This window comes from Ruminococcus flavefaciens 007c, assembly GCF_000571935.1.
GTDB lineage: Bacteria > Bacillota > Clostridia > Oscillospirales > Ruminococcaceae > Ruminococcus > Ruminococcus flavefaciens_F.
Map to the genome: position 1 here is coordinate 153,755 of NZ_ATAX01000036.1, position 20,732 is coordinate 174,486.

The 20,732-nt window shown below is 47.9% G+C and carries 18 protein-coding genes; 12 read left to right on the forward strand and 6 right to left on the reverse strand.

All coding sequences use genetic code 11. The features are described from left to right. Positions 1-435: 435 nt before the first annotated feature. Positions 436-1,341, reverse strand: a complete 906-nt coding sequence (locus RF007C_RS16745; protein WP_051456719.1) for an RNA polymerase sigma factor — start codon at positions 1,339-1,341, stop codon at positions 436-438. Positions 1,342-1,673: 332 nt separating this feature from the next. Here RF007C_RS16745 and RF007C_RS15410 point away from each other — a divergent pair, with 332 nt between their 5' ends. From RF007C_RS15410 to RF007C_RS15435, 6 genes are all read left to right on the forward strand, one after another. After that, positions 1,674-2,627, forward strand: coding sequence for a reverse transcriptase family protein (locus RF007C_RS15410; RefSeq protein ID WP_051456720.1), 954 nt, complete (start codon positions 1,674-1,676; stop codon positions 2,625-2,627). Positions 2,628-2,638: 11 nt separating this feature from the next. Then, positions 2,639-3,694 carry an alpha/beta hydrolase gene (locus RF007C_RS15415; protein WP_037301401.1) on the forward strand — a complete coding sequence of 352 codons (1,056 nt, stop codon included), beginning with the start codon at positions 2,639-2,641 and terminating at the stop codon, positions 3,692-3,694. Between the two features lie 160 nt (positions 3,695-3,854). Next, positions 3,855-4,154 (forward strand): hypothetical protein, encoded by a 300-nt coding sequence (locus tag RF007C_RS15420; RefSeq protein ID WP_037301403.1) that lies wholly within the window; start codon positions 3,855-3,857, stop codon positions 4,152-4,154. A 75-nt stretch (positions 4,155-4,229) separates the two neighbouring features. Further along, complete coding sequence (locus RF007C_RS15425; RefSeq protein WP_037301405.1) at positions 4,230-5,246, forward strand: metal ABC transporter substrate-binding protein; 1,017 nt, start codon at positions 4,230-4,232, stop codon at positions 5,244-5,246. A 24-nt stretch (positions 5,247-5,270) separates the two neighbouring features. Further along, positions 5,271-5,795 (forward strand): hypothetical protein, encoded by a 525-nt coding sequence (locus RF007C_RS15430; protein ID WP_051456721.1) that lies wholly within the window; start codon positions 5,271-5,273, stop codon positions 5,793-5,795. Positions 5,796-5,920: 125 nt separating this feature from the next. Next, a complete protein-coding gene (locus RF007C_RS15435; protein ID WP_019680497.1) occupies positions 5,921-6,805 on the forward strand; it encodes a DegV family protein in 885 nt (294 codons plus the stop codon). 56 nt (positions 6,806-6,861) lie between these two features. On the opposite strand, the gene RF007C_RS15440 is transcribed toward RF007C_RS15435, so the two are convergent. Together RF007C_RS15440 and RF007C_RS15445 are read right to left on the reverse strand one after the other, a co-directional pair. Then, positions 6,862-7,788 carry a SufB/SufD family protein gene (locus RF007C_RS15440; protein ID WP_037301408.1) on the reverse strand — a complete coding sequence of 309 codons (927 nt, stop codon included), beginning with the start codon at positions 7,786-7,788 and terminating at the stop codon, positions 6,862-6,864. A 12-nt stretch (positions 7,789-7,800) separates the two neighbouring features. Beyond that, the gene (locus RF007C_RS15445) at positions 7,801-8,529 is read right to left on the reverse strand and encodes an ABC transporter ATP-binding protein (RefSeq protein WP_019680495.1); all 729 of its coding nucleotides are present in this window, start codon (positions 8,527-8,529) and stop codon (positions 7,801-7,803) included. A gap of 729 nt (positions 8,530-9,258) precedes the next feature. On the opposite strand from RF007C_RS15445, the gene RF007C_RS15450 reads away from it, so the two are divergent. After that, positions 9,259-9,933 (forward strand): response regulator transcription factor, encoded by a 675-nt coding sequence (locus RF007C_RS15450; RefSeq protein ID WP_037301410.1) that lies wholly within the window; start codon positions 9,259-9,261, stop codon positions 9,931-9,933. Between the two features lie 4 nt (positions 9,934-9,937). After that, positions 9,938-11,671, forward strand: coding sequence for a sensor histidine kinase (locus RF007C_RS15455; protein ID WP_082316798.1), 1,734 nt, complete (start codon positions 9,938-9,940; stop codon positions 11,669-11,671). Between the two features lie 119 nt (positions 11,672-11,790). On the opposite strand, the gene RF007C_RS15460 is transcribed toward RF007C_RS15455, so the two are convergent. The 3 genes from RF007C_RS15460 to RF007C_RS15470 form a co-directional block, all read right to left on the reverse strand. Beyond that, positions 11,791-14,580, reverse strand: coding sequence for a DUF6055 domain-containing protein (locus tag RF007C_RS15460; RefSeq protein WP_051456722.1), 2,790 nt, complete (start codon positions 14,578-14,580; stop codon positions 11,791-11,793). Positions 14,581-14,715: 135 nt separating this feature from the next. Next, the gene (locus RF007C_RS15465; RefSeq protein WP_037301415.1) at positions 14,716-15,537 is read right to left on the reverse strand and encodes a TrmH family RNA methyltransferase; all 822 of its coding nucleotides are present in this window, start codon (positions 15,535-15,537) and stop codon (positions 14,716-14,718) included. A gap of 58 nt (positions 15,538-15,595) precedes the next feature. Further along, entirely contained in the window at positions 15,596-16,348 is a 753-nt protein-coding gene (locus tag RF007C_RS15470; protein WP_037301418.1) for a nucleoside phosphorylase, read from the reverse strand. A gap of 248 nt (positions 16,349-16,596) precedes the next feature. Here RF007C_RS15470 and RF007C_RS15475 point away from each other — a divergent pair, with 248 nt between their 5' ends. From RF007C_RS15475 to RF007C_RS15490, 4 genes are all read left to right on the forward strand, one after another. Beyond that, positions 16,597-17,574: a DUF4003 family protein gene (locus tag RF007C_RS15475; protein WP_037301421.1), complete on the forward strand. Its 978-nt coding sequence runs from the start codon at positions 16,597-16,599 to the stop codon at positions 17,572-17,574. A 37-nt stretch (positions 17,575-17,611) separates the two neighbouring features. Continuing rightward, a complete protein-coding gene (locus RF007C_RS15480; RefSeq protein WP_037301424.1) occupies positions 17,612-18,571 on the forward strand; it encodes a PPK2 family polyphosphate kinase in 960 nt (319 codons plus the stop codon). Between the two features lie 138 nt (positions 18,572-18,709). Next, positions 18,710-19,384, forward strand: coding sequence for a FadR/GntR family transcriptional regulator (locus RF007C_RS15485; RefSeq protein WP_019680487.1), 675 nt, complete (start codon positions 18,710-18,712; stop codon positions 19,382-19,384). A 10-nt stretch (positions 19,385-19,394) separates the two neighbouring features. Next, positions 19,395-20,426 carry a TraB/GumN family protein gene (locus RF007C_RS15490; RefSeq protein WP_037301427.1) on the forward strand — a complete coding sequence of 344 codons (1,032 nt, stop codon included), beginning with the start codon at positions 19,395-19,397 and terminating at the stop codon, positions 20,424-20,426. Positions 20,427-20,732 lie beyond the last annotated feature (306 nt).

Genomic DNA, 20,732 nt, shown 5'->3' on the forward strand with positions numbered 1-20,732 from the left:
CAACTTGACATATTGTATAATTAGCCTATCTAAAATGCCATGTTCAACAAAGTTTTGTGGACAAAAATACGGACAGCAGGCAATAGCTGTCCGTTTATTATTATCTGCGTTATACAAAATGGATAAAATAGGCCGTCTGAGGATTTGGTGTCGATGTCGTTTTTTATATCTCAACGGAAATTATCATGTCCATTATCCCGTACACATCAACAGAGCTGTCAAATTGAGCCTGATATTCCAGCCTTCCCATGTCCGTCGGCTAATAACCGATAATGATACGGTAGTCATAACTGCGCTCTGCAACAAAGGTCCTGCCGAGATATTCATACTGCTCTGTGTCCGGGGCCTGCTGCAAGACAAAGAGATGCTGCGGACAAGAGAGAGAGCATCTTATTTTTCATGGTATTTACCTCTTTTTTTATCTTTGTTATTTATTCAGTTGTATTCGAAGACAGTACCGTTGTCAGAATAGGGGAGATTTGGTACAAGACTTCCGTGTTCATAGTTTCCTGAGGGAAAATCGGGGCTGCACATGATTATTGTACTGCCGTATACCGAGCTGCTGTCAGCCTTGACTACGAGGAGAACACCGTCGGTCTCCCTGACGGTGTAAACACTGTCATCGGGAGCGATGCGGTAGTTTGCGGTATCCCCGTAGGTTCCCTGAAAGTCTCTGACCTTGCCGAGATAATCGCCCCGGGTAAAGGCTGACGGTACAATGGTGCTGTCATTGTAGATAATGCCGTTGCAGCTGATGCTGCTGCCCCGGATGCACCATAAATGCCCGCTTGGCGGAGTATCTCCCGGAGAAGTTGCTTTCGGGGCTGTGGCAGGGGGAGAGGTCGGTTTCGGTGCTGCTGTCGTCCGGGGTGCTTCGGTGGGGCGCTCTGCGGCTTCTTTTATGCTGAAGCCCTCAAAGTATATCAGCCCCAGTACCTGTCTGTACTGGGGAATGAGTCTGCGCATGGCGCGGTGAACGGCTATTTTGCGTTCCTCGCGTATATAAGAGGTCTCAAGGTCCTCTTCGTCGCTTATGAGCTCGGGAGCGTCGTCAACGGAAACGGCTGTGAGCTTTCCCAGCTTTCTCAGGTTATCTATTGCAAGATGCCTTCCGATGGTATAAAGCCATGTCCTGAACTGTCCCTTGCCCTTGTCGCGGGGCTTCTTCGTGCCCAGCAGCACAAAGGTGTCTTCCGCTATGTCCTCGGCTGTGTGGATATTTCCCACGATACTGAATATATAAAGGATAAGTTCGTCCTTGTAGTCTCTGATTATCTCGGCGAGTCCGCTCAAGTCGCCTTCTTCGCGGAAACGGCGGTAGCTACTTGCACCGTTGTCCATTGCCTTTCTCCTTTCCGAAGGTGTCTGTTCCGTCCTTCACTTATTACACGTAATAATGTCGCTGTTCCTCACACTGATTATATATTTTTTCTGCGTACTTGCAAATGCAGCTGTGGGATGATATAATTATACAAAAGCAGAAAGGGCTGCGGCAGCGGTGCACATGATGCGCGACTGCGGCGAGTCGCCGCGGAAGATCATTCTCAGGTAAGGACTTTGTCATAAATTCCTCCGACGAATTTCAATTAACTTCGTTAATAAGGTTATTCGTCTCCGGAACATATGAATGTTTTGTACCGCAGCCTTTCTGTTTATATAAGGAGGGATGACTGGTGACAGATGTTGATGTTATGCTGGTCGCGGAAGTGCTGGGAGTGCCGGTGCACAGGCTTTATATGCTCAGCAGCGATCGTATGCCCAGAAATAAACGGGGCGGGTCGTACTCCAATTATCATAAGTCTGTGATATACAGCGGCCGATCAAAGAAAAAACGTGTTCTGACCGTGCCCAACGGCTTTCTGAAAACAGTTCAGCGCAGGATCCTGCATCGATGCCTTTACAAGCTGCCTGTTTCGGAATACGCTACCGCATATTGCAAGGGACGCGGTCCCGCGGACAACGCTTCTCCTCATACAGGAAAGGATTATATCATAAAGCTTGATATATCCGACTTTTTCGGAAGTATAAACGATGATGCGGTATATATGGTAATGAAGCAGCTGAAGCTCACTCCGAGAGCGACTTCGCTGCTTACTCATCTGTGTGTACATAACGGCGTGCTCCCGCAGGGGGCACCGACTTCGCCTTATCTTGCAAATCTGGTTATGAAGCACTTTGACGGGCGTATCGGCTCATGGTGTGCAGAGAGAAATATCTCCTACACCAGATACAGCGATGATATGACCTTCTCGGGCAGGAGGGGCGATCTCCTGGCATCGGGATTGACGGGCAGAGTGAGGAATATGCTTTATTCCATGGGCTTTGAACTGAACAGTAAAAAGACGGTATTCGCGGTATGCTCCCAGCGGCAGACTGTCACGGGGGCTGTTGTCAACGAAAAGGTGAATGTGCCCTCGGAGCTGCGCAGGAAGCTCAGGCAGGAGGTATACTACTGCACAAGGTTCGGAGTTGAGGATCATCTTGCACGATGCGGCAGCGGTGAAGCTCCTAAGGCATATATAAGCGGACTCCTGGGGAGGCTTTCCTATGCCTTGCAGTTAAGACCCGACGATGAGTGGCTCAGGAGCGGCTTTGAGAAAATCAAAGCAATGAGCAATGATATATAAAGAGGGATATAATGAAAAAAGCGATGAAAATTACAGCGATAATACTTGTGCTGCTTCTCATAGCAGTTTTTGTAACGGGATATATAATTACAGCAATAGAAATGAACAAGAACTTCCGCAGGGGGGATTATCCTGACAAGCGGTTTTCTGCTTCGTGGTTCTATGACCATTATGAAGCGGATTATCCCCGTGAGGAAGTCAGCTTCATGTCTGGAAAAAATCAGCTGAAAGGCTTTGTTTACGGCAAGGAAAACAACAGGGGACTGATCGTTTTTGCTCACGGTATCGGCAGCGGCCATGAGTTCTATCTCGGCCTTATCACAAGGCTTGTGGACAGGGGCTGGCGCGTCTTTGCATATGACTGCACGGGCAGCGGATACAGCGAGGGCGAAAGCACAGTCGGTTTGGCACAGTCGGTCATTGACCTTGACAACGCCCTTACCTTTGCGGAAAATGATCCGCGCATGAACAGCCTCGATACCTATGTTCTCGGACACAGCTGGGGAGGCTATGCTGCGGCGGCAGTTCTGAATTTTGACCATGATATAAAGGCCTGCATAACCATGTCGGGCTACAATACGCCTTTTGAGGAGCTGGCAGAGACCTGCGACGATATGTACGGCAAAAAAGGAAAGCTGCTCTATCCTTTCATATGGACGTATAATAAAGTGAAATTCGGAAGAAATTCCTCGTGGGCGGCTGTTGACGGCATTAACAAGGCGGGGATACCCGTTCTTGTCATACACGGCGATGATGACAGCGTGATTGATTTCAGCGGTGCAGGTATAATAGCTCACAAGGACAGCATAACCAATCCAAAGGCAGAGTATAAGGTGTTCTCGGAGAAGGGAAGGAACGGACATAATTCCTATTTCTATACCGGGGAGTACGTGGAATATCTGGAAAATGTCCTCAGCCCGAGAGCAAATGAGCTCAAGGAAAAATACGATAATAATGTCCCGGAGGATGAGAGGATACGTTACTATGAATCAATAGACGGTCAGTTGTATAACGGCTTCAATCCCGAGCTGGTGGAGCTTATAGACGGCTTTTTCGGAAAAGTATGACAGACTGCGGCGGTCGGCGATAATGTGTCAACCGCCGCTTTTTTTATGAAAATACAGTGAAAAAACTTTTTTCGGGCTTGACAAGAAGGATAATTGTGGTATAATAGTTAAAGTGCAAAAATGAAATTCATTCTCAAATTCGGTGAAAGGAGCGGCAGATATGAAAATTACGAAAAAAAGACTTTCGGCTGCACTGGCAGCTGTATTTTTTGTTTTGGTGCTGTTCTGCTCATCGGTGTTTATCATAAAGCATACCGTACATGAGTGTACCGGAGAGGGCTGCGCTGTCTGTATGGAGCTGTCACTGTGCCGCAGTATAATGCGTTCTTTTGACGGAGGCTCCTGCCATAAGCTCACTGCGGCAGTTGTATTGCTCCTGCTCATGATCGTTATTCCTGCGGTCAAAGCCTGTTTCGGCAGGCAGACTCTTGTGTCGATGAAGGTGGAGCTTCTTAACTGAGGCGTACTGCGCAGGCACGGGAGCAGGAGGCTCCCATGATCACAACAAACTATACCATATCCCGGAGGTCATTTTATGTTTATCAGAAAATTCAGTGCAGCTGCTATGTCAATGGCTGCGGCTGCTTTATGTCTTACAGGCTGCAGTGCTTCCGTCACTTCACAGGAAGCAGTAAAAAAAGGACAGGCAGGAGCTTCTTCGGACAAGCTCAGCATAGTCTGCACCATATTCCCTGAGTACGACTGGGTAAAGGAGATAATGGGCGACCATGCCAAGGATGCGGATATTACGTATCTCCTTGACAGCGGTACGGATCTGCATAACTTCCAGCCTACTGCCAGCGATATAATGACTATATCCTCTTGCGACCTGTTCATCCATGTGGGCGGCGAGTCAGACAAGTGGGTTGACGACGCTCTCAGCGAGGCTGTAAACAAGGACATCAAGGTCATCGACCTTATGGACGTGATAGGCGACAGAGCCAAGGAGGAAGAAATAAAGGAAGGCATGGAGGCCGAGGAGGAAGAAGAAGGCGAAGAAGGCGAGGAGGAGACAGAGTACGACGAGCACGTTTGGCTCTCGCTGAGAAATGCCAAGATCATCTGCAAGGAGATCGCAGATCAGCTTTCGGCGCTGGATCCCGAAAATGCTGCGGATTACGGCAGCTCCTTTGAGGATTACAGCAAGAAGCTGGACGAAATGGACGAAAGCTTCCGCACTCTTACAGAGTCTTCGGATAAGAATACTCTCATTTTCGGCGACCGTTTCCCATTCAGGTACTTCTTTGACGACTACGGTCTGGACTACTATGCCGCTTTTGTGGGCTGCTCCGCAGAGAGCGAGGCAAGCTTCAAGACCGTCAGCTTCCTTGCAGAAAAGATCGGCGAACTGAAATGCGATACTATCTTTACTATAGAAAGCTCGGATAAGTCCATCGCAGAGTCAATAATAAGAAATTCGGACAATAAGAAATGCAGTATCGCAGTGCTCAACTCATTGCAGTCGGTTACGGCTTCGGATCTGAATAGCGGTGTTACATACCTCTCGCTCATGCAGCAGAACTACGACGTTCTGGCTGAATACCTCGGCTAATAAACCAGACAGGAGGAACTGAAAATGAAAGCTCTAAAAATGTTCTCTGTGCTGGCGGCAGCAATTATCTGCCTGTGTTCATGCAGCAATACTTCTGATAATAAGGAAAAAAGTACTTCGGGAGAGGCGGCTACCACTGCTCCCTTCGGCGGTATAGTTCCAAAGGAGGAGAAATTCGCCGGTAAAAACGGCTTTGATGTGGATCTTACGGCCATGAGCTCGTCTATGGTTTATGCTCAGGTCAGCGATATGATCACAAATCCTGATAGCTACAAGGGAAAGAGCGTCAGGGCAAAGGGCCCTTTCTCTTACTTAAAGGACGATCAATCGGGCAACGAATACTTCGCTGTGATAATCAGCGACGCTACCGCCTGCTGCTCACAGGGTATAGAATTCGTCCTTGAGGGCAATAAACAGTATCCCAAGGATTATCCTGCAGTTGATACCGAGATCACAGTCACGGGTACGTTCAATTATTATTACGAAGGCCAGAATATTTACTGTCAGCTCCTTGACGCAAAGCTGGAGGAAGGCGGACTCTCCTGGTAAACAATGCCTTCACGGGCAAGGTGTTCTATTGACAAAATCGCTTTATAATGGTATAATCAGCCTATGGGGAATATGTCCCGTAAGCTGCGGGACAGTATGAATGCTGATTTGAAACGAGGAATTTTATGAGAACTGCGGTAATGACTGACACGAACAGCGGCATTACACTTGATGAGGGCAGAATCAACGGCATCTATGTGCTGCCTATGCCTGTGATAGTTGACGGTAAGGATCACATGGAGGAGCTCACGCTCAGCCATGAGATGCTTTATAAGGCACTTAATGAAAACAAGGACATCGTATCTTCACAGCCGTCGCCTGCTGCGCTGACGGAAATGTGGGAGAAGATACTCTCGGAGGGGTATGATGAGCTGGTATATATCCCTATGTCAAGCGGTCTGAGCGGTTCATGCAATACCGCAAAGGCTCTGGCTGCGGATTATGACGGAAAGGTGGTAGTCATCGACAATCACCGTATCTCCATAACCCTGCTGGATTCGGTCTATGATGCTAAGTTCATGGCTGAAAACGGCAGCAGCGCGGAGGAGATAAGGGCTTACCTGGAGGAAAACGCCTATCAGAACGATATTTATATTACCCTTCACAGCCTGAAGCGCATAACCAAGACGGGACGTATAACCACTGCAGGTGCTGCTATAGCCACAGTGCTCAATCTCAAGCCTATCCTGAAGATACAGGGCGGAAAGCTGGACGCTTACGCAAAGGCAAGAGGCATGGCGGCGGCAGAGGACAAAATGATAGAGGCTGCCCGAAAGGACCTGGAAAGCAAGTATGCAGGTATCCCCAAAGAGCATATCAGCATAGGTGCGGCAGGTACTATGGAGTCGCAGGAGACAGTCAAGCGCTGGGTGGACAGGGTTCAGTCGGAGTTTGAAGGATATAAGGTGACTTACAGACCTCTTGCGTGCAGCATAGCCAGTCATGTGGGTACAAATACTCAGGGTGTAGCAGTCGGACTTACCGCACGTACACTGGAAATCAATAAATAACTGTAAAATACAACAAAACAAGCCCTCACCGTTTCGGTGAGGGCTTTCTTATACCTTTATTTGAGGAAGCCGTTGATTATCTGCTCTTCGGCTTCTGCTTCCGTAAGACCGAGTGTCATCAGCTTTACGAGCTGTTCGCCTGCGATTTTGCCGATAGCTGCTTCGTGTACCAGAGCTGCGTCGATATTGTTCGCTTCCAGTGAAGGAACTGCAAGGATACGTCCGTTATCCATGATTATGGAGTCACATTCCGTATGACCGCTGCAGGCGGCGCTTCCTATTACGCAGAGGTCGAGCTTCTGGTAAGAATCATCCCTGGCAACAGAACGTGATACTACGTCCGCAGCCGAGCCGTCTCCTATGAGGTCGACCTTGTATATGCTGTATGCCTGCTGCTGACCGTGAGTCATAAGTCTTTCCTGGACTACCAGCTTTGCGTCTGCCTTGAGCTCAGCAATGGTGGTGCGGTTGGTGGAGTCAACCCCCTTGATCTGGACCATTTCCATCTCCATGACGCTTCCCTCGTCCATATGCACCTCGGTCACAGGATTGAGTATGCGCTTTCCGCTGCCGTCGCCTGAGCCGTAGTGCTTTTCCACATAGCGTACACGGGAGTTCTTGCCGATATAGAAGCGGTGTATTCCGTCATGCTCGGAATCCTGCGAGCCGCAGTTGTCAATGCCGCAGCCTGCAACTATGAGAACATCGCAGTCCTCGCCGATGAAGAAATCGTTGTATACGTCCTCCTTGATGCCGCTCTGGCTGAGAACAACGGGAATATGGATACTCTCGTTCTTTGTGCCTGCCTTTACGTGTATATCTATACCGCTTACGTCCTCTTTGGAGCGTATATCTATGTTAGCAGTGGTATTCCTGCTTATTGACTGACCGTTTGCACGGAGGTTGTAGGCTCCCTCGGGAATATCGTGGAGACCGGCGACCTCTTCAAACAGTCTTTTCTGTACTGCATCCATCTGAACCATGATACTTCCTCCTTACTGGATCTTGCTGCACATATTTACAGCGCTTTCGGTGCCTGTTATTTCGGGGAGTATCTCGTCCTTACTGCCCTGCTTCAGTATCCTGCCGTCGGAGATCACTACTATCTCATCGGCGATATTAAGGATACGCTCCTGATGGGATATGACTATGATAGTCCTGCCGCGGCGGTCGCTGCGCATTTTTTCGAATATACGTATGAGGTTATTGAAGCTCCAGAGGTCGATGCCTGCCTCGGGCTCGTCAAAGAGCGCAAGCTTGACATCACGGGCGATAACGGTAGCTATCTCTATACGCTTGAGCTCGCCGCCCGAAAGGGAAGCATTTATCTCACGGTTGATATAATCCTTGGCACAGAGGCCTACCTCGGAAAGGTATTCGCAGGCTTCGGATATGGAAAGAGTCTTTCCTGAAGCGATCCTGAGCAGATCAAGAACGGTCATGCCCTTGAAGCGCACGGGCTGCTGAAAGGCAAAGCCGATGCCGAGGCGGGCGCGTTCGGTGATGTTTTTATCTGTAATATCCACTCCGTCAAAGATTATGCTTCCTGAGGAGAGCTTCTGGATACCTGCGATGAGCTTGGCAAGTGTGGACTTGCCGCCTCCGTTAGGTCCAGTTATCACGATGAACCTGTTATCATCAACACTGAGGCTTATATCACGGATAATGCCGACGTTTTCTCCGTCGCTTTCCGCATTGAACGAAACATTTTTAAGTTCCAGCATTTTAGATCCTCCTTTATGGGATGTCTTTTTGTTAGCTTTTTGTCACGTTATCAATTATAACACGTTATTTAGCTAAAATCAACTCGTATAACTATATGTTGCATATGAGAAACACATTTTATGACAGAAAATGCCTAAAAATCGTCTTTTTATAGTTAGTAATAACTAACAAATTATATACCCGCTTTTAGTATCAGTCCTCTTTTTTCAGTAAAATGCCCGAAATGAGCAGTAAAAGCTTATTTCGGGCAGGATCATATATTACGTCTGACAGCAGACATAAGAAAAGCCCCTCGGTCATAAGGGGGCCTTTCTTATCTATTATTCAGAGAGGTGGGGGTCAAGCGAGGTTATTTGAGAAAGCAGTTCATATATGCGGTCAGGTGAAGCGGAGACTGCTGTGCCGGCAGTGCTCCGTCACGAGCCGTTAAGGCTGTCTGCGGTTTAAAAAAATGTCCTGTAACATTTGCGGAAAAAACAGACGTCCTTATGCTTTCTACATTTATTATATAATAATCATCACAGGTATACAAGACATTTATTGCCGATAAATATACTTCATTAGTCGTTTATTGCTCTTTATCGGAGCCGTATGGATACATAATTTGACAATATGGCAGGTTGCGTATATAATTGATTTGAAAAGCCACAAAAAAGACCTTTACAGGATATAAAAAAGACACATCAGAGCTTTATAATACACTTAAAGTAATAAGGAGCGCGTAACTTATGAAAAATATACTTCTTATAGAGGACGATACCGAGATCTGCGAGATCATACGCAATTATTTCGGGGAAAAGGGGACAAGGGTATGTGCTGTCCATAACGGCGGCGAAGCCTTTGACCTCATCAGGAAAGGCATTGAAGACTATGAACTGGTCCTGCTGGATATTATGCTGCCGCAGACAGACGGCTTTACCCTGTGCAGGCAGCTGCGTCTGAGGAGCGATGTGCCTGTTATATTCATAACCGCAAGGGGCAGGGAAGAGGACATACTGAGCGGCTATGATCTCGGCTGTGACGACTATATCGTCAAGCCCTTCCTGCTTTCGGTGCTTTACAGCAAATGTGAGGCGCTGGTGCGGCGTGCAGGCAGCACTGAGGAGAAAAGAGCCCTTTGCTGCGGCGGTATCAGACTCGACACAAGGACTCTCCGTTGCTTTGCGGGAGACAGCGAAGTGGAGCTGCCGCCCAAGGAGTTTGCCATACTGCGGTATCTTCTCGAGCATGAGAACTGGGTGGTCACAAGGGACACTCTGCTGGACAGAGTATGGGGTTATGACTACTTCGGCAGCGACCGCGTGGTGGACAACCATATCAAAAAGCTTAGAAAGGCTCTCGGCAGCGCGGGGGCACAGATAAAGACTCTGGTGGGACGGGGGTATAAGCTCGTAAAGGAGTGATAACATGATAAAGAGATTATTGAGACGCAGAAAACAGCGCAGACCAAAGCGGACTTCCTTTTGGAGGATGTTTGCCGTCGGAATGATACTGCCTGTACTTATAACTGTGATACTGGGGAATTACAGCAGCTATTTCATAAAACAGACTGCCTTCACAAATGAGTACAACCAGGCGGAAAACTTTATATCCGAATATCAGAGACTGTACAAATCAAATAAACCACAGCGGGTACCCGAAGAACTGTTTTTAAGTATGTACGGCTGTCCCGAAGCAGATCTGGTCGGTGGACGCATAGATCCGAAAACGTGGGTGGAACCGACCTGCAGCTCCTTTTCTTTCACATTTGACAAGGACGGGAATATTATCGGCTCAAGTCGTGCAAAGATCGGTATAGCTTTAAAAATGTCGCAGGATCTCAAAAGTTCGCAGTGGTATTATTACGATCCGCAGGATTTCCATATCCCGGAGCTGGATGAGCTTATAAGCGAGGTCATAGAATACAGGGATAAGCCCAAACAGGAATATTTCTATGAACTGGATATTACCGAGCTGTATATCAATGTAAAAGAAGCCAAGATGATACCTCATGTAACGAACGTCAGGAGATATTACGCTGATGACAGACTTTTCGGCGAATACTACGGTTTTACCTCGGAATTAGAGAGTGAGTATACATTGACCACGGATTTCGAGGCGGAAGACTATGTTCTTACAAAAGTCTTTTCACGGAATGACAGGGGCGGTAATTATCCCTGCGGAAGTACTCAGGGAGTGTTCGGCTGTGATCCAGAGGTGTTCGATAAATTATCGGCGGAACAACAGGACAGGCTGAGGGAATTTCTGGAGAAAGAGACTTCAAAGTCCATTTACAGCGGAGGTAATTACACTACTCAGTCCACAGATGTTATTATCCAAAGGTTTTACGACTCCGTAGCTGCAGAAGGTATATTAGTCTACGCGGAGACCAATATTCATGGATTCCGTGCGTGGAGAAGGCTGCTGTTTATGATAGGCCTTCTGTTCGGTCTGATGACGCTGTTCGTATTTGTGCTATGTTTCAGCAAGAACGCCAAAAACAAGGCCCGCTATGCCTTTGAGGACTATCAGAGAGCTCTGACCAATAATCTTGCCCATGATATAAAGACTCCCCTTGCAGTTATAGGAGGTTACGCAGAGAACCTTCTTGAGATGCGCAGGGACAGTGCCGGTGAGAAGGAGCTTAAATATATCAGCTCCATAATGGATAATGTGGCGTATACTGATGAGATAGTGCGCAAGACTCTGAAACTGAGCGAGACAGAAAGCGTAAAGAGACCGCATAAGAAAAAAACAGATATAAAAGCTCTTGCGGAAAAGCTGGCAGACAAGTACCTTGCGGCCATTGAAGAACGTGGGATAGAGTTTTCCGTAAGCGGCGGCGGTGAGATAAATGCAGATGAGGATATTCTGTCCACAGCTGTCGAGAACCTTATCTCCAACGCGGTAAAGTATACCCGCAGCGACGGAACCATAAAAATAACAGCCGATAAGAAACGGCTGTGCGTGATAAACGATGTTTCGGAGGATATTGATACCAAGGAGCTTATGATGCCCTTCGTAAAGGGGGATAAGGTCCGCGGTGACAAGAGCAGCAGCGGTCTGGGGCTTGCAATAGCTGCGGCTGCGGCTGAACGCAACGGCTTTGAGCTGAAGATAGGATGCAGGGATAAACGATTTAAAGCAGAGATAATATTCTGATGCAGGGGTAAACTTTAATAACAGGGCGGCAGACTGTACTGCGTCCTGTAATATGCAGCGTAAAACAACAAGTCCTGAAAGCAGGATCATCGCTTTCAGGACTTGTCTTTTTTATGTAATCATGTTTTCTGCGTGCTTACGGGCAGTTCCTTTACAGTGCCCTGTATGTAGCTCCTTATAGTCAGTGCGTCGTTTGCCGAAAGACCGTTTCCGCGTTCATGAACATCGGCGTTCATTACTCCGAGAGCAGTTATGCGGTCGGGTGAGCTTCCGTCAACTCCGTATATCGAAGGCTTCGATATAGCGTTGATAAGGAGATTGAAGTCTGCCATATCCACCTTGCCGTCGCAGTTGGCGTCTCCGTAGAGAGTAGGCTCGGAGATTATGGAAACAGGCTTTGCTTCTGCAATATTTTCTGTATTATCGCCGGTATTTTTATCGTAGTAGTACTCAGGTTCCTCGCCTTCCTTGTAGTATATGCGGAAGTAATCCATGGAACCGTTGAAGTAGTGGCCGGCCTGATCTCTTGCGATATAGCAGTGCATGAGATGATCCACGGTATCCTCGGGCTGGTAGGAGATGCTGCTTTCGGCAGCGAGTTTTCCGTTTATAAGCATCTTGGCATAAGAATTCTTGATTATTATGCGTATTACGGACCACTTGCCTTTATCAAGAGGCTTTGATGCAATCAGGCTGTTGCCTCCTATGGAGAATGAAGTGACTCCGTCTTTATTGGCAGGAGTTAATCTCATTCGCAGATCTTTACCAAATTCAAATATGCTCTGCTCATTTGCTCCGCCGTTCCAGAATACGGCTGTACATATCTCCATCTCCTTGTAGTCTGCAACAGATCTGTCACATACTATGTACTGATCCTTGCCGTTGAAGGTGACAACGCCTTCTGCATTTTCGCGTGTCTCCTCCCAGAGAGGTGAATTTCTCATTATGCCGTTTGTGGCGCCGTAGGTATCATATGCGAATACACGGCTTTCGCGTTCAAATTCATATCCTGCATACAGACCGTCGGTATAGGGAAGGTCATTGATGAATTCCTCCGATTCCATCCAGCCTGTGGCTGTTCCCTCGGATACGGAACATTCGTTGTAGAATTCTCCGTCGAGTATAGCCTGTCCCGAAGCAACGCCGTCGCCGTAGCAGTAGGCAGTGCCCTTTACGGTGGCATTATCGGTAACGGAATAATTGTCAAGTATATAGGCATTGCCCATGATACGTGCATTGCCGGATATGGAAGCTCCTGCGGTAACTACTGCTCTTTCGCCTATCTTGGCATTGTCCGAGACAGTAGGCGATGCCCACCAGAAGCCGTATACACAGGCGTAATCACTGATCTTTGCGCTGCCTGAGATATTTGCATTCTTTACTACTGCATAATCTGTGATAACAGCGTTGCCCTTTACCACCGATGTACCCAGGACCTTGGCATTTTTGCCAACATATACCGTATCGTCCACTTCAGCTGTATCGGCTACGAAGCCGCCGCCGTTGACATGAGCGTGTCCTGCTACACCTTCGGTGATGCTGCGGTACATGGGAGAAGCTCCCTTGATCTCGAATTCATAGGGATAGCGGCGTTTGAATTCGCCGTTGTAGGCGTAATCGCTGTTGTTTTCTTCCTTGAGATAAGCATTGTTGGGGATTATCCTGTCGGGAGTAGCGGCAACAGTGAGGTAAAGAGCAGTCTCTGTGCCGTCAAGCTCCAGTGTTCCCTCGCCCTCGCCGAAGAGGGGGGAATACTTTGTAACACCGTCCTCGCCTTCGGCTACGATGCAGGCACGCCAGTCGGCGCCCTCAGCGTCGGAAATACCGTGAAGATCAACGGTGACAACGTCTCCCTCAATGTTCAGGGGGATAACGTTGAGTCCTGTCTGCATGGGAGCTTTTTCCGCAGGGACGATGTAGCTGTTTTCCTTGTCAGGAGACACAGAAGGCTGCGTATATATGAGCTGCCATACAAACGGATCCTTCAGGGATACTTCGAGCTGCTGATTATAAAGCTCCTTGTTTTCAAAATCCAGTGTCGCCATACGCTTGGCGAAATCGCCGATAACCTCTTTGAGGTCGCATCCTGTAAGGCGCTGGATGGTATCAAAGGGGTACTCGTTGAGCTCTGCCTCGGATTGCAGGCGCATCATGAACTTCTGTCCGAAGCCATCGATATTGTCGGGATTTTCGGTGAGATACTGAAGGAAGATCCATGTGTCATAGTAGTTTCTTCCATGCGGTATGCTGAGATTCATGTTCCTGAGGTAGGGCAGGAAAAAGTGTGTGGTAGGAGTTTCCAGAGTACGGAAATACTGCTCCTTGAACCAGTTTGCTGCTGATTCCCACCATGGCTCGATTATTGGCTGGTCGACCCAGCTTTTCTGGTGATATGTGAGCACATGTCCGTACTCGTGAGCCAGAGAGCCTGAGTCGGTACCGTCAAGCTGTACCATTGCTGTGGGATCAATGTAGATGTAGGCAAAGCCTGTGGACGGCTCTGCGTTCATGTAGGCCCAGCCGCTTTCAAAGTCCGGCAGACCTGTATTCGTGAGGTAAACATTGGTCTTGTATTTATTGCCGTCGGGGGCAAATACCGATTCGGATGAATCCGCCATGCCGAGATCAGTAGTATATAGAGTGCGGTATTTTTCGAGCTGATTTAAATTGAGTCTGATAAATTTTCTGGTGACAAGGCCTGTCTGGTCATCGTTGCCCCAGATAATCTGGAAATGTTCGGAAGTTGCTGAGTTGTATTTGTCAATATAGTGCTGGTTGCCTGATATGTCGTAATAATCGCGGATCAGATAATTATCTGCGGCGAAGGTTTTTGGCGGATGAAAAGAAAGGGCGCTTCCAGTCATGACAGCCGCGGCGGCAACGGCAGCCAGCATACGTTTGAAAACCATATGAATTCCTCCTTTTTTGTAATACTTTAACGAATTTCTCCGCTAAGTATATTTCTTTATGTAATGATTATATCACATTGTTAGAAAAAATTCAAGATTTTTTGGACAATTTATTTCGAAAATTTTTCGAGAGTGTTAAATGTCGCAATATTTGGTCAATTCCCAGAAGGCGACAGCACTGGCGGCAGCAACGTTCAGCGAATCTACCCCGTTTGCCATAGGTATTTTGATTGTGTAATCACAAGAATTGATGGTTTCCTCTCTGAGACCCTCTCCCTCGGTGCCGAGTATGACAGCAAGCTTTTCCTCTGCCTGAAGGCGGGGATCGCGTATGCTGACGGTGTCGTTTCTCAGTGCCATGGCGGCCGATGCGAATCCGAGGCTGCGGAGCTTCTTAACATAGTCGGGAGAACCCTTTGTAAGGTATGTCCACGGGAGCTGAAAGACGGTTCCCATGCTTACGCGGACAGAGCGCCGGAACAGCGGATCACTGCATGACGGAGTGAGGACCACGGCATCAAATCCAAGAGCGGCAGCTGATCTGAAAACAGCTCCGATATTGGTCTGGTTGGTTATATCCTCAAGAACAGCGATACGTTCTGCGTCCCTGAGTATCATATCAGGGGACGGGAGAGGCTTTCGCTTCATTGCACAGAGCACACCCTGAGTGAGCTTGAAGCCTGTGAGCTCCGAGAGTACGTCGGAGGAAGCAGTATAAACAGGTATATTCCCGCAGCTTTCTATCAGCTGAGGGCACTTAATTATATATTTACGCTCTGACAGCAGAGAAATCGGGGTATATCCTGATCCGAGAGCGGTTTTTATTACTTTCGGGCTTTCCGCTATGAATATTCCCCGGCCGCTGCCGAAGTAATCCAGCAGTCTGGTTTCGGCAGTATCGGCGTAAGGGCGGAGCTCCTCTGCGTCAAGGTCGGTTATTTCTATTATTTCGGGCATAAATACTCCTTTCGGAAATCATAGTTCTGCGCGCCGTGACATATGACGGCAGTTTTAATTATTTATATGTGATGATGTCAAGACAGAGCTTCAGTGCAGGTACAAGTGACGCCTGACCGAATTCTCTCCTGTCATAATTGTCTGCGTCTGCAAGGCTGTCTGCCGTGAAAAGCAGCATACCAAAGTCGATGCCGCGGAATTTGGCACAGGCTGCCAGCGCCGCACATTCCATCTCTACCGTGTCGCATCCCTCTTCTCTGCGGCTTGCCACTTTTCCGGGGGTTTCACGGAAAAGACCGTCGGTAGTCCATGTTGTGCATTTTTCATAGCTCATGCCCGCAGCGCCGAGGCAACGGCATATCTGCGCGGTCATGGGCATATCAAGTTCCACGTACCTTGACGGCGGGAGATAGTGATAGGAGCTTCCCTCGTCCCGAAGTGCCCTTACAGGTACAAGAAAACGGTTTTCGGGCATATCCCTCAGGACTCCGCAGGAGCCAGCCGTTACGATATGCTTTACGCCGTTGTGCAGCAGCAGCTCCATATTCTGTATCGCCGCGGGAGCACCCATAGGCGCCTGGAGCAGGCATATCTCCTCGCCGTTGTATTTTATTATGTAAATGGGGTAGTCCCTGGTTATGGTGTGTATCACCTCGGCAGTCTCTGCACCGCAGGCGGCTGCGTATTCGTCTATGCAGCTCCCGAGAAATCCGTACACAGCCTTTTGGGGGAGGCTGACTTTTATTTTATGTGAGAACAGCGACCTTTCCGTGGAGTCGTATTCCAGAATGGGTATCTCATTCCTTGTCATATTGCGTGAAGTTCCTTTCTTTCCGCAGTTTTATACGGTTATTAATGCTATTATTATAAACGATTTGTGCGAAAAAAACAATAATTTCACAAAAATTAGATTGAAATTGTAATTCTAATGTGGTATAATGGTAATAATAACTTACGAGGAGAAACATAAAACAGGATATATTAGAGACAGAATTTCTGCGATATAGTTTCAAAGGAACACCTATTTATCATTTTATTTTTATCATAAGGAGGTGCGCCATGAAAGAGCTTCTTGAGAATCTCTGTGACAAATACCTGCTCAATCTGGGGCTTTTTACCGACCTTTATCCTCTGGAAAGGGATATACTCTATCCTGTTTGCGCAAATGTTTTCTGTGCTTCTGACGCGGAATTTGATCTGGGAAAATTCAAGGACAGCATGGAGCTCATCAAAGAAAATCCAAGGATGTTATCCAGCTTCCGCAGTACCGTGCGTCCTCTGATAGCCTCCCTGCTTTCGGTGAGCGATGATCCGAGGGGCAGCATGGAACGCTATCTCGGCTGCTATGACCGCTTGAGGAAATATTTCACCAATTCCGAACACCTTGCCCTGATGTCACTGCTCCTTACGAGGATAGTCCCCGAGGAAAGGGCAGAGGAGAGTATAAGCCGCGGAAGGCAGATATACGACAGAATGAAAAAGGAGCACCGTATCCTCACGACAAAGGAGGACGTCGCCTTTGCGGTGATGCTGGCTTTTTCAGACAGAACCGACGACGAGCTCATTGCGGATATGGAGGCCAGCTATAAGCTGCTCAAGCACAGTGCGGACAATAACAGCATACAGACCGTATCCCATGTGCTGGCTATGTCCAAGGCCTCGCCGGAAGAAAAGTGCGGGAAGTTCAGCGAGCTGTACGAGGCAATGCTGAAAAAGGGAAGAAAATACGGAAAGCATTATGAGCTTGCTATGCTGGCGGCTCTTTCTATAACCGACCGCAGCAGCTCAGAGATAATAGAGGATCTCAGCGATGTTGAGGCCTTCCTTTCAAGATACAAGGCTGTGGGCGATCTTTCGGGATTCGGCAAGGACGTTCCAGAGTGCCATGCTTTCATGCTCCTTACAACTGCCTATGCGGGGGGAGCCGAAAACGGCGGAGCTTCCTCAAATCTGGCTCTTATGGCAGCCCGCCAGACTGCGCTGTATTCCATGATGGTGTACAGCATGATGACCGTTGCACCTGCGATACCCGAATAATACACTATAATATTTAAACGAAACGGAGGTAAGTCAGATGAAGGCTGACAAGTACATCATATCGGAAGGCAAGAAAACAGACATAAGAAAGCTCCCTACCAACAGCAAGGACGACGGAGTTGACAAGGAAGAGATAATCAGAAAGTACGAGGAAAACAAGCAGGAGCTCATAGCTCTTCAGGACAAGTTCTATGCAGATGCAAGAGAAGGCCTTATCATAGTGATACAGGCGCTGGATGCTTCGGGTAAGGACTCTACCATAAAGAATGTTTTCAGCGGCATAAATCCTCAGGGCGTGAAGGTACACTACTTCAAGGCGCCTACTTCGGACGAGCTTGCTCACGATTACCTCTGGAGAATTCATCAGAATATTCCCCGCAGAGGCGAGATAGCCATATTCAACAGGAGCCATTACGAGGATCTTGTTACCGTACAGGCTGAGGAGATATGGAAGGGCTATCATATGGCCGGCCGTATCCTTGACGATACAAAGAAGAAGTTCTTCGAGAAACGCTATGTTCAGGTGAATAATTATGAGCAGTACCTCTATGAGAACAGCTACCGCATGGTGAAGATATTCCTCCATGTATCAAAGCAGGAGCAGACAGAGCAGCTCCTTGAGCGCATTGAGCTCCCGGAGAAGAACTGGAAGTTCCGTGCCGATGACCTGAAGGTAAGGGACAAGTACGATGCTTACCTCAAATGCTTCAATGATGTTATAAACAGGACCTCTACAAAGAACAGTCCATGGTATGTGCTCCCCGGTGATCAGAGATGGTACACAAGGTATCTTGTTACGGAGATACTCCTTGATGCTCTGAAGGCCTGCAAGCCCGAGTACCCCGAGCTCCCCGCAGAGGAGAAGGAAAAGCTGCCTGAGTGCAGAAGGATACTCACCGAGGCTATGGAGGAGTATGCAAGCGCAAAGATCGAAAAGAAGCCTGACAAGAAAGCTCCCGAAAGCGGAAAGAAGCCGAAGAAAAAGAGCAAGAAATGATATTTCCTGCCCCTGCTGCTGTGACGGCGGGGGCATTCTGCAAACATTTAAGGAGTTATGCCGTTATAAGTTGACTTGCAGAAAAAGTTGTGATATAATTTTTATATAGTGATATATGCACGATATAAGGAGGACGCCATGGGGAACAGTGAATACAGAAAAACGATCGATTATATACTCGACCTTATCAGGGGCGGTATGCTCCGCGTCGGTGACAAGCTCCCTACTGAACGCAGTATTTCGGAAAAGCTGGGAATAAGCAGGAATACTGTGCGCGAAGCGCTCAGGGGACTGGAGATACTCGGCATCGTCAACGGCAAGCAGGGCTCGGGAAATTACCTTACGGACAATATTTCCGAATCTATTGCAAAGGCTATGGATATAATGCTGCTGATGAACAGGACTTCCAAGGAGGAGATATGCTCCTTCAGAAGAAGTATGGAAAAGACTGTGTGCAGCTATCTTATCGCAAGAGGCTGCAGCTCCGAGAACAAGCTGAAAATAGTTGCCGCTCTCAACCGCCTGAAGGAATCCGAGGGTACGGGAGACCGCACCATTGCCGACAGGGATTTCCACTATTCGCTGATATATGCTACCGAAAACAGCTTCTGGATCACCTTCATGGAAGCTGTGTCTGAGGTGTATATGCGCTGGATAGACGATTTCCTTATGACTGCCGACAGCAGTGTCCGTGCTGCACTTCAGGATGCCCATGAAAAAATGGTGCAGGGCATAATAACGGGAGATGTGGATTTCTGCTTCAAGGCAATTGATGCTCATTACGATATGATCGACAAGAGCTTTGAGAACTGAGAGGGATATTATGGTGAAAAAACGTATTATTGCTGCTGTTCTTGCGGCTTGCTGCGCACTGGGCGCAGTTTCGTGTACGAAGAAGGAAAAAGGCGGCTCGGAGGGCGGAGGCTCTGCGCAGCAGAATACGGCTTCCGTGAACAAGGAGCCCACAACAGCTGCCGAAAACGATATAAATGCCTATATAACCGTAAAGGACGTTTCTCCTGCCATGTGGAAGGTCACTGACAAGGAAACGGGGAATTCTCTGTATATGCTGGGAACTATGCACATGGTCGCTGAGGATTCCTTCTACCTGCCCGATTACGTGACAGACGTGTACGAAAAATGCGACGGAGTAGCCGTTGAGTACAATATGAATGACATAATGCAGGATACCTCTCAGATGGCAGGCTTCTATTCGAGAATGATGTATACAGACGGTACTACTATAAAGGATCATATCTCGGAAGAGACCTATGAAAAGGCAAGGAACTTCATGAAGCGCAACTTCATGTACAATGACATGATGGATACCTATACTGCAGGCTTCTGGGCTACGGAAATTGAAATGGCCTCTGTCATGATGCTGAAGAACATCACACAGAAGGGCGTGGACTATACCTTTATGAGCATGGCTGATAACGACGGTAAGAAGATAATCAATATCGAGACCGTTGAGGAGCAGGCTGCCGCTATGACCGCTTTCACCGATGAACTGGCGGATTTTATGATGAACGAGCTGATCGACAGCGCAGATGACACTGTGGAGTACACAAAGAGCTTTGCCGCACAGTACGACCTCTGGGCTTCGGGAGATATAGATGCTCTTGACGAGGGAGAGTCAGCTACAGGTATCCCGAAGGAGCTGGCAGACGATTATGCCCATTACCTTGATGTGGTGATATATGAACGCAATGAAGGCATGGCCGATAAGGCGGAGGAGTACCTCAAGGAAGGCAAGAACTATTTCTTCATGGTGGGCGCAGGACATTTTGCAGGCAATAAAGGTATTGACGATATTCTCGAAGCCAGAGGCTACATGGTGGAAAGAGTTGCATAAAAATACAGCCCCGAAGCGGCACGAAAAACGCTTCGGGGATTTTTTATGCCTTTTTGCGGAGCAGGAGAGCGGTGTAAACCAAAATAAACAAAAATAGCACCCATTTCTACTGAAAACAGGTGCTTTTGATAAATCTTTCCAAACTCCCTTGACACGGGATAAAATCTGTATTATAATGTTATAATGTATCAATATGGAATAGTATCGCTATTTTGCAAGATATTATAGCATACATTGCATCGGCTTGTCAATAGTTTTTGCAAAAATTTTTCTGATGATACGATAACGTCAAAAAGCTCTGCTGCT